Genomic DNA, 13115 nt, shown 5'->3' on the forward strand with positions numbered 1-13115 from the left:
TTTAAAAATACTATGACTGCATAGTGTTAGGATAGAATTTTAGTAATTCATTTATATCGAAATTAATGTATCTTTCGCTTCTATAATTTAGTTTTTCTAAAGAATTCCGGAAATTCTCCATGTTGTTATCAAATAGTTCTAGGACTAACCAGTTTTCTTTCTCCGCCGATCCTAATTTTAAGAATTGTTGAATGTGTGATATATCATGTTTGGTAGCTAAAATTCCAATAGGAAATCCGATATTGCTTACAAATCTACGTTTTAAGCCTAGTAATAATTCGAAGATATCATAATACTCATTTAGTTCTTGTTCATCAAAAACAAGCTTACTATTATTATAGGTTTCAGACATGAGAGGGTATATAAATGCTTCTTCGAAAAGATGTGTATAGTTCTCTTCTATATATAGAGGTTCGAAAGCTCTATGTATTTCACCGTACGAGTTAGTGAATTCTAAGAAAGTTTCTGGATAATATATATTTGTTCTGATGTTAACTCCTGTAAATAATTTGTTTAATAATTTGTAGTTTTTTTTCATGACTGCGGCAATACCGGTACTATAAAGTCCGATAACTGCTGGTAATTTAGAGCAACAAAGATAAAAATTTGTGCCTGATATACTTTGTGCAGTAGTGAGTCTTTGTAAAGTTTCGCAAATAATTGATTCGTGTGTTTCTTTTTTTGAATAATACGTAAGTGTTGTTAACATTATTGCTAACGTACATGCTTTTTCTTTGATGTTTTCAATGTGTTCTTTCATATCTTCAGTCGTAGGATTATCGGGAAGAGTAACTGATTTTACAAATTGAACTAGGTTCTGTGTTTCTTCTGTAAGCATCTCACGGAGTTCTATTTCTAAATCATTTGTTATATATTTTTTTAATTTATTTATCTTAACTTGAATATTTTGATGGTCAGTTTTTTTTAGTTTAGAGATGCTTTCCACATTTTCAGCAAGTAAATTGAAAAAGCTATCTGCTCCATTACCATCTACTATCTTGATTCCATCTCGCCATTTTAATAATGCTTCAGCTTGCTCGCCTAGTGTTTCGTTATAAGCGTGCCAATACCAAGAATAGCGGCGTGATGGCACTGATTTTATAGTATCTCTTAATGCAGTATCCCATTCAGCAGACCAACCAGATGTAATGATTCCATATTCATCAAATACCTGTTGTAATAAATCTGAAAGGGGTTTAGAGTATTTTTCTAACTCGTTGCTAACGTTTTTAAATCGAGTATCCCTATAGTCTCCATGAATTTTTAAAATAGTACAATTTGCATGTGCTAAGGGTTTCATTCCTTTTATGTCCGAATCATGATATAAAGTTTGGTATGGAATTTTTAATTCATCTAAAGCCTGTTCCATTAATCGGTCAAAGTTTGTTGTTACTATTACTTTGATATAGCCACCTTTAACTAACTTTGCAATTTGTTTATGTGCTATTGTTGGTTTTTTCGTATTATCTTCATCGTTTTCGTTTGGTTCGAAAAATTCTTCTAATAAACTTACTCTTTCAGTTGCAGTGTTAGATAAAAATTCAATTACTTCATCATATGCTGGTGTTTTCTTGAAAAAATTTTCATACCACTGAATTGGATCATCATGATTCTCTTTTTTTAACTCCATTATTCTTCTGCATAATTCTTTAAGTATTCCCCACCCAGTAGGAATATTAGCTGAATAGGATACTCCTGAACCTAATAGCAAAGCGTACACACCTTTATTTGCTTCCATTGAGAAAGATAGTGACATTAATTGGTTATCCATTTGATTCTCCTTCTTGTATATATTTTGTAAACAATCGTACCATATTTTTACTGTATTTGGTTGAATGTTACTTATAAGCAATGAAATGAGGCGATAGGGATGTTATTTATGCTAGATGAAATTATGACACCGAGAGAAGCGTGTAATCGCTGGGGATAACACAAGATGCATTGAGGATGAAGTTAAAGAGATCTAAACAGGATGGTTTGGTGAGTAAACTGATTGTTGAGGGAAAGTTGAAATACTACAAACCTGAAGAGAAACAACGAGGAGAATGGATTTTAACAATAGAAGCTATGAATATTCTTTTTCCAAAAAAATAGCTTGTTATATTATTGTTTTTATATAATAGAAGAAAAAAGTAATGTTAAGGGGAAGGTGAAAGTCTTTGTTAGTAGATCATGATGATGTTAATTCAAATATAGAAGAGGATGCCAAGCTATGGCGCTATATGGATTTTGCTAAATTAGTGAGTTTATTATCTAATGAATCATTATATTTATGTAGGTCAGATAAATTTAGAGATGTATTCGAAGGGCGTCTATTTGGCTTGGAAAATGTGAAAAAAGTTATAGAGAATCAGAATTTGATAATGGATAACAGTTACTTCTTGGGAAATGATGATTTAGGTGGATGTAGGAGTCTTGTATTTGGAAGTTATGATGACTATTCAAAAGTAAAACTAGAAACAGCGGAATTCATAAGAAAGAATGTATTTGTAAATTGTTGGCATTTAAATGAAGAACAATCAGCTGCAATGTGGGATTTATATGTTAAAAGTGGTGAAGGGATAGCTGTTCAAACTACTTTCGGAAGAGTTAAACGAAGTTTGAATTGTTGTGGGAAGGATATATATATTGGGAAAGTAGGATACATAGATCATTTAAAGGAAGAAAATTATATTGGAGATAAGATTCTGCCATTCTTTACAAAAAGACTATCATTCAAGCATGAAGAAGAGGTAAGAGTAGTTTATTCAGCTCTTGATGAAAAAGGTTTTTGGGATGATGCAACAAAATATGAAGATATACATGGAATAAATCTCAAAGTGGATCTTAATGAATTAATTGAAAGTATATATATTTCACCTGATGCACCTCCTTGGTTTGCGAGCGTAGTAGAAGTTATTCTTGAAAAATTCAATATAGATGCTAAAGTAATACATTCAAAATTATATGAACTAAATTAGATTATTCATTAGGGTGCCTTCGACATCAGTAATACTAAAAGGAGCAAAATCATTTGCTCCTTTTCACATGAATTCTACATAAAATTTAGTGTCAATGATTCCAAAAGCAACTTTACACGGAAATGGATTTTTTTCTACTGAAGCAGCACGCATACAAGAAAGTACCCAATGTTCTAGTTCTAAAGGTAAACGATATACTTGAATACTACCATCGTTATTTTTTACTGTTATAATTGGTGCATTTACCCTGGTTGTAGTAAAATCATCTGTTGTTATAATTGCTACTGCATCATTAGTGTAAAAACCAGCGTTTAACACCTCATAAACCATTCCGTCTTCCTCATTAATAATCATAGGTATATTTAGGAAGGGATATTTTTTAATATCATTATGAATAACGACTCCTGCTGTGTTCTTCTTTAATTGATTCCCTTGCATTTTTACACTCCCTTAAATGAACCTAACTTGATAACGTTAATGTGTTCTATTTTACACCTATTATATTAGAAAATTGTAGTTTTATCTTGTTATAAAAAGCATCGGTACATATAACAGCACTATTTGATGGATCTATATCAACAACAGTCATATAGCTAGAGAGTAAATAACCATCTTCGTAGTATGTAATTAGTATTTCTTCTTCAGATAATAAGGAACATAACAACATGTTCTCAATTAATTCTTTTTCGTCATCTGTTAAGATTGGCCGAGTTACTTTGTTTTTCTCCTTGATGATTTCACGGATGCCAGCAAACTGTTCAGGCATCGCTGCGAATGGAGACCATTTGACCATACCTCTTCCTTTTGGCATAGTAGCATTATTCATGATCTGTGTCCTCCTATTAGTGTGTTTCTATGTCTAGCTGTAGCGCTATGCGTGTAGGAAATCCCTCGTAAAATACTGTTCTTCCCAAACTTTGTTCGTATTTCATCCATTACTTTTGTTAACTTAACTTCTTGTTCTCGTTTCGTGACATTATCAAAAAGAGAAATTTGTTCTTCTCCTTCTTGAATTAGGTTTGTTAAGGATATGTTTATGCTGCGAATGGGTTCGCCAGTATATTGTTGATGTAAAAAGTATGTACAGATATGATATATATCCATTGTTAAATTTGTTGGGCGGTTTAAAGTATGTGTTTTTCTAATGCCACCGGTATAACTCTTGCTATAACCGACAGAAAAATGAACGGTTTGGGCAAGTTTATTTTGTCTTCTAAGCCGATAACAAACTTCTTCTATATGTTCCAGTAAAATAATCGGAAATTCTTCTATTGTGTAGTCACGCATTAAAATTTGGCTTTTCCCAATTGAAGTTGTGGAAGGAACATATTTTTCTGAAATGCGACTAAAGTCGATTCCGTGGCTATGTAAGTGTAATTCTTCCCCAATCTTGCCAAAGCTCTGTTTTAAGTATTTAAGGGGATAATTGGCTAAATCTCCAATAGAGTATATTCCCTTTCTATTTAACTTTTCTTCTGTTTTATATGATATGCCCCAAAATTTATTAAGGGGGCGTATGCTCCATAGTTTTGTAGGTATGTCCTCGTACTGCCAAAAAGCAATTCCATCTTTGTTTTTCTTAGCTTCAATATCTAGGGCAACCTTACTCATGAGTGGGTTAGGAGCAATTCCGATGGTACATTCAATTCGTGTATGATCGTATATTTCACGCTTAAATTTCATTGCGAATTCATGAGGTTCTTGGGCAAATAAATGAATACTGTCCGTAATATCCATGAAGAATTCATCAATGGAATATTGGTGGAAATCCTCAATAGGAACGTATTGCAAAGCTAATTTTGTTATGTAATTGGAGCATTTAATGTAAGTACTCATAATTGGATTTACAACAAGAATATCTTTTCTGCGAGGAATCTCGTATAATCTTGCCATCTTCTTTACACCTAATGCTTTTAATGGTGGGGTTGCCGCTAGAACGATTGAACCATTTCTATTCACATCACCTACTACAGCCAATTTTGTATGCATAGGATCTAATCCCATTTTGATGCAACTAACTGAAGCGTAAAAACTCCGTAGATCCACACATAAGATGATTCTATTCGGTAGGATTGAATAGTCATACACTGTGATTCCTCCTTAAATAAAGAACGTATGTTCTTATTATACACGAACTTACGTTCTTTTATGAAGGGGGATTTTAAATATAATAAAAAAGTTTATAATTAAGTGAGAAGTTGCAATGTTAATTATTGGTTGCAACAAAAATAAGGGGTTGAATTCTATGGTAAAAGTTTGTGCTTATTGTAATTCTAGTTCTGGGAAATTAACGGGAGAACATATATATCCGAATGGTCTCATCTCTAAATTCCCTGAATTTGACCATGCTTTTTTGGAAGATAAAAAGGGTGAACCAGGAGAAAAAAAGGCTATACCATTATCTCCTAGCAAACAGGTCGTTAATGATGTATGTGAAAAGTGTAATAATGATATTCTCGGAAAATTAGATGACTATGGAAATGATTTTATTCTTAAATATTTTTCTGAAGATATTTCAAAAAATGAAGAAAAAAGTATTGAGTATAATCATCTTATATTAAGTAAATGGGTAATGAAAATTTTATACAATGGAATGCGGAAGGAAGAGAGTTCTAATTGGTTGAGGAGGAATGCAAAATATATGATAGGAGAAAGTTCGGAATCTACAAGTAAGTACAGCTTATTCTTGGGCTCATATGTACAATTGACAGACATTGGAGCGCTGCCGTTTGAAGTAGCAGCAAATCTACCGATCTTTCTAACAGGTAAACAGTTTGGGAAAGATCTTGAATTATACAAGAATGAAAATGTTGAAGCAACATATTATTTAAGGCTAATGAATGCGATTTTTATACTAGTTTGTTGGAAAGAAAATAAATGGGATTCTAAAGAGGAAGAAGAGTTAATTGAAATATTACCTCATTCAATATTAAAGGAGAATCAAAACTCTGCTGTGATAATTCGAGCTACAGATTCCCTGAACAGTTCTCACCCTTATTTCGTATCTTCGAAACGAGCACAGAGTGAAAATGATAAAATAATGAAAATGATGAGTGGATTCGGGTTTTTAAAAAAACATTAATCGTATTTTCTGTATATAAATATATATGTCATTTTAATAAAAACTCCATTCAATTTTTTATTAAATGGAGTTTTTATATCTTATAAAGTTACACGCCGCCTGGAAGAACACCTGGAAAAACTCCTCATTATATAAGGGCAAATCTGATAGATCTACTTTATATCCGTTAAATAATGATTGACCAGCCTTAACGAGTGGTAGAGTTGTTCCAGTAAGTGCGCCAGGATTTACTCCTTTAATATCCTCTTCAGGAGATAGTAATTCACCTAATGAAGAGTATTCTATCCTACATAAAGACCAATCAAAACACTTGTGTATATCAGGATGTGCAGTAATATAGAAAGCTGCTTCATATTCAGGATCGTCACCAGGTTCAATTCCTTTTGCATCTAATAATCTAATGTAATTCCGTTCATGTTCTTCATTTGCAAAATACATTATTCTATCCCCTTTGTTATAAGAATCTTCATGTTCATTTTTAATAGAATTTCGTTGGTTCTCAATTTATATTTTCGGTGCTTTAATCGGTATCCCTTTTTAAGAATTTGTAAACTGTGCTTTTAAGTTACCTTTATACGTAACATATAATAGGTTTGATATGCTATGCTAGATTATATAACTATTTAGGGGAGGGGAAGATGAATGGGAAGTGAGTTTTTAATTAGTATCCCAGGTAAGGGGCTATCATTGGAGGAAATAGCATTTTCATACTTAGAATTGATAGAAGATGATTTTAATATGACAATTGATGAAATGGCTGTGTATCTTTGTTGTAGTTATGATTATGTTCAAAGGAATATAGCGCCATACATATATCATGTATATATTAACTCTGTAGCAAATAAAGCGTTATTTACACATGGTGAGCAAAGTAAATATATAGATTTGTTCACGAAACGCAAATTGTTTTCTCGAAATGGTTTTCAACAATTTATATTAAAAGAGTCGGTTTTATTAGTTGATCGGGAACGATATTATTTAAATGAGTTAAACACCGAAGCCAGGAAGAAGTTGGGGGAATTAGCCAGAAATCAAGAAAAAGAAACTACTACTTCTAAGATGTTTGAAACTATAGCGCTACAGCAGACAAATACTCTGTATTCGAAAACGGAATTAATGAATAAAGTTGTTAAAGAGTTTGTGGTTAGTGAGTTTCCTATAAAGTTATATAGTCTCAAAGATCTATTAGATGGTATAGAAGATCTTAATATAAAATTCCGGTATAAAGTTATGGTTTATCGCTACCTGAAGCAACAAGGTGTTCCAAAGATAAAAGTACAATCATTAATACGATATAGAAGAGAAGACTTAGAAAATACAGCTGTGTTTTCGCTGCCCTTAGTCGTAGATAAAAAAGAAATGCTATCAAGTATTGAAAAAATTATAGAGTAGAAGATATAATTCACTGAGTTCTTAATATATGAGAACTGGCTATATAATGGAGGGTTAATAGAAAATGAAAATACTAAATGATATGAAAAAAGGATATGTAAAGTTGGCTCTCAATGACGGTGTTAGTATTGGGATTTTCCTCATAGGAATGGGGGCTATGCTAGCTGTAATTGGTGCTGTTGGAGTATTTGACCAATCAAAAATACAATATAATAGTTGGGGTGCTTTGTATTTTACAGGTATTGGTGTAGGTATTTCCTCTTCAATCATCATAGCACTTGATGATGGACCGCCTAAAAAAAATAACATTTTTTATTGGATTGCAATTATACTTTCGGTAGCACTTATTATATCTTCTCATATTTACGGATTAAAGGATGTAGTTGTTACTGGATTTGCTATTATCGGTATAGGTATTGGAATTATTCGTCCAATTCAAGTTAAAATATACCAAGAAAAATATCCAATTATTCCTGGTGAACTAATTGGCTGGGGTGTTTTTAATAATAAAGAACGCCAAATTACTATTATCAACGCTTCTAACATGTTTGTAGTAATGGATTATTATTTTTCAAAGTTGGACGACACCCAACAAGTTCATAACTATGATCAATATAGATTTGAAGATATTGACGCAGCACGAAGATTTGCTAATGGTCAATGGCAAGTGCTCAGAAATAATAATAAAGGGAATTGTAAAATATTTTTTGAGACTAAGTAAATAATCGGTAACTATTATTGTATGGAGTTTAGATTTTTAAACTGCTATATTTTCAACCCTGTTCTAAATTTAGAACAGGGTTATGTTTGTATGCACTTCTAAAATTAAATAGATTTGTTGTCTTACTACATTCTTATTCATCCGAACATTATATAGTTAAGAAGAATTATATATGTTTCTTATAAAGGTAACTTATATAAAGTGTTTCAATCTTGAAAGTGTTCTAATCTTGATTCTGACAAAATACAGCAAAGACCGTGCGAGCTTCGTCGATGGATTTTAAAAGGGATTATTCCTTCAATATGGAATTCCACTTATAGGAGGTGGCGTAGCGCTATGTCAGAAGCGGAAATAGTATATACCAGCAATGAGGTTTATAGTCGTTTAGGGGTAAGCGGCAGCACACTTAGAAAGTATTCGGATGTCCTTGAGCGTGAAGGTTATGATGTAAGAAAGAATAGTAGAGGGAGAAGAGAATATACAGAGTTTGATGTTGTACTTATTGAACAGTTAGTAGAATTGAGTAAGCAAGATGGCATGACTTTAGAAAAAGCTGCGAAAATGATTGCAAAGCAGTTTGGAATCGCTAATAAGAAAGAGGAATCCCAGGGTACAGATCCAGTTCCTTATCAAATGCAATATCAATTCCAACAACAATATAGCGCTATGATTGAAGAAATTAATAAGGTGCAGCAAGCAAACTTATTAGAGATGGAAAAGAGACTAGGTGATCGTATAGATCAAAAGAACAAATTAATTGAAGAGGATATAAAAGAAAGAAATAAATTAATAATGGAAGATATGATGGATCGGAAGGAACGTGAAGAAAGGGTAGAAAAGAGGTTAGAGCTAAGGGACGATAACCTTATGAAGATGGTCAGAGAGATCCAAGAAGCAAAACGGACTATTGTATTAGCCCAGGAAGAAATAGCGGCAGCAAAGAAAAAATCATGGTGGAAGTTTTGGGAATGAGTACACCCATTGAACGGTGCACTCATTCTCTATTAAAAATGGAATATATACTTTCTTTGTTGGGTTTAAACTAATTAATTGTTATATCCGTTTATGAGGAATGTATTTAATAGGTTGCTGTATATACTTATGAATTTAAAGCTTTCGCCACTCATCACATGCTGTACGAATATTTTCACGCATACTATTTGCAACATCTAACCTGACATTTAAGAAATTATCTCTCTGTGATTGTATATCAGATCTAGCATCAAGATAGATCCTTTGAACAGATGGAGCATTTCTGCCTGCTTCGGTTAATTTGTAACGTGGGGTACCTGGAGATTCTGTGTACCATAGTGAATCTGTTAATAATATGGGATCAGAATCATAAATATGAGCTCTAGTATCTAAATTCTCATCCCACTCATCTACAAAATAAAAGCGGTATTTGAGTGTAGGATAAGAATTAGAAGTAGTAGGAGCAGTAATTACATCGTAGTTGCCGCTATTACCAAACATTGCCTCGCCTACACTTACATTTGTAAAGTCAACTAATCTGTCACTACGTGGTTCACATAAATCAGCATACTCTTTCCCACAACGACTTAAAGTAGTTTTGTACCCAGGGATAATATCACTAAGAGCTTTTATGTCAGTTAGATGCAAAGTGCAAATGTAAACAAGGGCTGTTATACCTTCAAATTTATCAAAACGTTTTAAATGATCCACTAAATCTGAACCATCGTCATATATTGAGTGTAAAATATTCTCATCTTGGCTCTCAGGATAGCCCTGTAGACGTCTCGCAATACTGTTACACCTATCTACATAGTCATCTAAAAATTCTTGGTCAATGATTTTTTGTATCCTATCACAAATTTCTTCTACTGCTCTTTCCACCGCTTCTGTAGCACTATCTTTTGATGGAAACATTTCACTAATTACTGCTGCACCTATTGAAGAACCCAATGAACTAGCTCCTATTTCTAATATTTTCTGCCAGTTTAACTCATCATTTATCATCATTATCACTCCTTTATAATTAGATTGTTCATGACCGTCTCGGTTTTATACATTTTTTTAATATCCTCATAGATTTTTTAAACTATAATTTCACATACCTTACTAAAAATAAGTTTTAGTGATTGACACAATAATCTCTAGAGTGCTACGTTTTTAGTGTTAAAGTAATATGAGGTTTATTATTTAGATGCTACATATAGGAGAAAAGGTGCTGGAATACGTTTAGAGAATGAAAAACTTTCTTCTAATATTCTTTAAAATCCGATATATAGATATTTTAATAAAATGAACCGTACATGTAGAGAGGAAGAAAGCAAGATGTTTAAAAAGGTTACATCGGTTGTTGCTTTTGTTTTATGTGCTAGTTTTCTACTAACCGCTTGTAGTAGTGGAGAGACAGAGACTAAAAATACAGCAAAGGCAACTGACAAGAAAGAAAAAAACAATCCATTAATTTACCGTATATAGCGGAGATCCCAACAATGGATGTAACAAAGGCAACTGATAGTGAATCAATGAATGTAATGCGAAATGTGTTTGAAGGTCTGTATATACTTGGGAAAGATAATAAATTAATTCCTGGTGTGGCGGAATCTTATGATGTAAGTGAAGATAAAAAAACTTACACATTCCACTTGAGAGAATCGAAATGGTCAAACGGAACGCCAGTTACAGCTGAAGACTTTGTTTTTGCTTGGAAAAGAGCTGTGAGTCCTGATACAGCAGCAGAATACTCGTTTCTATTCTTTGACATAAAGAATGCAAAGAAAATAAATAGTAAAGAGCTACCTATAGATCAGCTAGGAGTAAAAGCGGTAGATAATAAAACGTTAGAAGTGCAATTAGAACAACCCGTCCCTTACTTTGTAAATTTGACAACGTTTCCAACGTTTTTACCAATAAACGAGAAGTATTTTAAATCAAAAGGGAATCGATATGGTCTAGAAGCAGATCAGTTAATTTATAATGGGGCATTTATGCTGGATAGTTGGAAGCATGAACAAGGTTTTCAATTTAAGAAGAATAAATCCTATTGGGATGCTCAAACAGTTAAATTAGATGAAATTAATTTCGATATTATAAAAGATAAGTCAACAGAAGTGAATTTATATGAATCGGGTCAAATAGATCGTGTAGGGTTAACAGGAGATTTTGTAGACAAATATAGACAGAGTCCTGACTTCAAGGAGCGCCCTGGAGTAACTATGCAGTTTTTACGTTTGAACCAAAAAAATGAAGTGTTAAAAAATAAATATGCAAGATTAGCAATCAGTAAAGCGTTTGATAAGAAGGCTTTTACAGAAACAGTTCTAAACAATGGCTCGCTTCCAGCGGAAGGGATTGTACCGCTTAATTTTGCAAAAGGGTCGGACGGAAAAGACTTCCGAAAAGAGAATGGAAACTTAACGAAATATGATGTAGATGCAGCGAAGAAAGAGTGGGAAAAAGCGAAGAAAGAGCTAGGGAAAGAAGAAGTAACATTAGAATTGCTAACTAGTGACAATGCATTAGCAAAGAGAAATGCAGAGTATTTAAAAGGTGAGCTTGAAAAGAATTTGAATGGATTAACTGTGAATGTTAAACCGCAGCCACGTAAACAACAAATTGAATTGTTATTAAGTAGCGATTATGACATAGGTGTAGATGTATGGGGGCCGGATATTCCTGATCCGATTACGTTTTTAGATTTATTTACAACAGATAGTACATATAACTTTGATAAGTATTCAAACAAACAATATGATGAACTCATTCTTAAAGTGAAAACAGATTTAGCTAGTGATGAAAAGGCACGTTGGAAAGCAATGAAACAAGCAGAGAAAATCTTATTAGAAGATGGAGCGGTAGCGCCTTTTTATCAACAAGGTAGATCATATTTACAACGTTCTTCGGTAAAAGGCATTGTGACAAATGATTTTGGTGGGGAATTTAACTATAAATGGGCTGAAGTTAAGAGATAAATTTGAAATGAAATAGTACTATTCATAAAAAATATGCATATTAGTAAGGAGAAAAATATGAAATTACAAAAGGTAATTGTGACTTTGCTATGTTCTATTCTGTTTTTGGTCGCATGTTCTTCGCTATCAAAAGAGGATTATTTGAATGGAGCCGCAAAAGAAAGTAGTAATGCAGATGAGGATTTTGAAAAAATAGGTGATTACAAACTTTCAATAGATGAAAAAAAGAAATACATTGAAAACCGTGTTTCTATTCTAAAAGAGACAAAAAACCTCTCTGCTCCTTCCGAATTTAAGGAAGTACATAAAGAGTATGTTAAAATCTTAGATTTAGAGATTAAAGCACTTGAAAAGGCAAAAGGAAATCTCAGTAGTAAAGACTCCATATTAGACGTTTTTAGCAGTGAGGAAAGGATGAAATATTTTAGTTACCACGATTCATTCCAAGACCTTTTAGATGAAAAGGAACGAGAAATATTTCTTAAAAAAAGAACGGAACTTGTAGATAAATAATAAGATGTCCTTTAAAACGCTTAAACGTCGTTGAGAGGGCGTAATCTTTGATAGGAAAGAGCTAGGTAGGAGTCACCATATCAAAAAAAGAAAATTGTACGTTTAGACACAATTCAGACACAAAATATCCGGTTCCTTGTACGCTAAGGGATCGGATATTTATTTTACTGTTTTATGTAGTGTACAATTTCTCGCTTCTTTAGATACTGTAGAACATTTAATAAATATCAACTTATATGGGGTAGCACCACATCGCTATCAAGCTAAGCTCATACAACGTCGATTATAGTAGAGGTGGTTTCTTTTTTCTAAAGGCTACGTGTAGGAAATTTAAAGATTTGCATACGAAATAAACCCTAACGGGTTTCATTTTTTTGAATTAAGCCGCTTGATTATCAGACATGGTACAATTGTAAACGACACCCAATATGTCAAAGACTGTTTTCTTCTCAAATCGATGAGATTTTCGCCCGTTTTGCTGTAGGAGGTTGAACAGGCGAATTAGAATC

The 13115-nt window shown here is 32.9% G+C and carries 12 protein-coding genes and 2 pseudogenes; 8 read left to right on the forward strand and 6 right to left on the reverse strand.

Annotated features, from left to right (window positions below; translation table 11 throughout):
- Window positions 1-10 precede the first annotated feature (10 nt).
- A complete protein-coding gene (locus AU379_RS24605) occupies window positions 11-1771 on the reverse strand; it encodes an SIR2 family protein (RefSeq protein ID WP_061139931.1) in 1761 nt (586 codons plus the stop codon).
- Window positions 1772-1870: 99 nt separating this feature from the next.
- On the opposite strand from AU379_RS24605, the pseudogene AU379_RS30750 reads away from it, so the two are divergent.
- Window positions 1871-2094, forward strand: a pseudogene (locus AU379_RS30750) (MarR family transcriptional regulator).
- A 65-nt stretch (window positions 2095-2159) separates the two neighbouring features.
- Window positions 2160-2960 (forward strand): hypothetical protein, encoded by an 801-nt coding sequence (locus tag AU379_RS24615; protein WP_061139932.1) that lies wholly within the window; start codon window positions 2160-2162, stop codon window positions 2958-2960.
- Between the two features lie 63 nt (window positions 2961-3023).
- Here AU379_RS24615 and AU379_RS24620 read toward each other — a convergent pair whose 3' ends face one another.
- The 3 genes from AU379_RS24620 to AU379_RS24630 are packed head-to-tail and all read right to left on the reverse strand — an operon-like array spanning window position 3024 to window position 5048.
- Window positions 3024-3398, reverse strand: coding sequence for a hypothetical protein (locus tag AU379_RS24620; RefSeq protein WP_061139933.1), 375 nt, complete (start codon window positions 3396-3398; stop codon window positions 3024-3026).
- 46 nt (window positions 3399-3444) lie between these two features.
- A complete protein-coding gene (locus tag AU379_RS24625) occupies window positions 3445-3786 on the reverse strand; it encodes a YolD-like family protein (protein ID WP_061139934.1) in 342 nt (113 codons plus the stop codon).
- Window positions 3783-5048 carry a Y-family DNA polymerase gene (locus AU379_RS24630; protein WP_061139935.1) on the reverse strand — a complete coding sequence of 422 codons (1266 nt, stop codon included), beginning with the start codon at window positions 5046-5048 and terminating at the stop codon, window positions 3783-3785. Before AU379_RS24630 ends, AU379_RS24625 begins: the two co-directional genes overlap by 4 nt.
- Window positions 5049-5163: 115 nt before the next feature.
- Between AU379_RS24630 and AU379_RS30805 the strand changes: the two genes are divergently transcribed.
- Window positions 5164-6042, forward strand: a complete 879-nt coding sequence (locus AU379_RS30805; protein ID WP_198303770.1) for a hypothetical protein — start codon at window positions 5164-5166, stop codon at window positions 6040-6042.
- Between the two features lie 60 nt (window positions 6043-6102).
- Here AU379_RS30805 and AU379_RS24640 read toward each other — a convergent pair whose 3' ends face one another.
- Window positions 6103-6480: a hypothetical protein gene (locus tag AU379_RS24640; protein ID WP_061139936.1), complete on the reverse strand. Its 378-nt coding sequence runs from the start codon at window positions 6478-6480 to the stop codon at window positions 6103-6105.
- A 204-nt stretch (window positions 6481-6684) separates the two neighbouring features.
- Here AU379_RS24640 and AU379_RS24645 point away from each other — a divergent pair, with 204 nt between their 5' ends.
- The 3 genes from AU379_RS24645 to AU379_RS24655 all read left to right on the forward strand — a co-directional run bounded on the left by AU379_RS24645 (window position 6685) and on the right by AU379_RS24655 (window position 9127).
- Window positions 6685-7434, forward strand: coding sequence for a hypothetical protein (locus AU379_RS24645; protein ID WP_061139937.1), 750 nt, complete (start codon window positions 6685-6687; stop codon window positions 7432-7434).
- Window positions 7435-7498: 64 nt separating this feature from the next.
- Window positions 7499-8155 carry a hypothetical protein gene (locus tag AU379_RS24650; RefSeq protein WP_061139938.1) on the forward strand — a complete coding sequence of 219 codons (657 nt, stop codon included), beginning with the start codon at window positions 7499-7501 and terminating at the stop codon, window positions 8153-8155.
- A gap of 336 nt (window positions 8156-8491) precedes the next feature.
- Complete coding sequence (locus AU379_RS24655) at window positions 8492-9127, forward strand: DUF3967 domain-containing protein (RefSeq protein ID WP_061139939.1); 636 nt, start codon at window positions 8492-8494, stop codon at window positions 9125-9127.
- A gap of 135 nt (window positions 9128-9262) precedes the next feature.
- Here AU379_RS24655 and AU379_RS24660 read toward each other — a convergent pair whose 3' ends face one another.
- A complete protein-coding gene (locus tag AU379_RS24660; RefSeq protein ID WP_061139940.1) occupies window positions 9263-10132 on the reverse strand; it encodes a hypothetical protein in 870 nt (289 codons plus the stop codon).
- A gap of 318 nt (window positions 10133-10450) precedes the next feature.
- On the opposite strand from AU379_RS24660, the pseudogene AU379_RS24665 reads away from it, so the two are divergent.
- Window positions 10451-12093, forward strand: a pseudogene (locus AU379_RS24665) (peptide ABC transporter substrate-binding protein).
- A 57-nt stretch (window positions 12094-12150) separates the two neighbouring features.
- Window positions 12151-12606: a hypothetical protein gene (locus tag AU379_RS24670; protein WP_061139941.1), complete on the forward strand. Its 456-nt coding sequence runs from the start codon at window positions 12151-12153 to the stop codon at window positions 12604-12606.
- Window positions 12607-13115 lie beyond the last annotated feature (509 nt).

It is taken from the genome of Bacillus sp. JH7, assembly GCF_001563515.1.
Taxonomy (GTDB): Bacteria; Bacillota; Bacilli; order Bacillales; family Bacillaceae_G; genus Bacillus_A; species Bacillus_A cereus.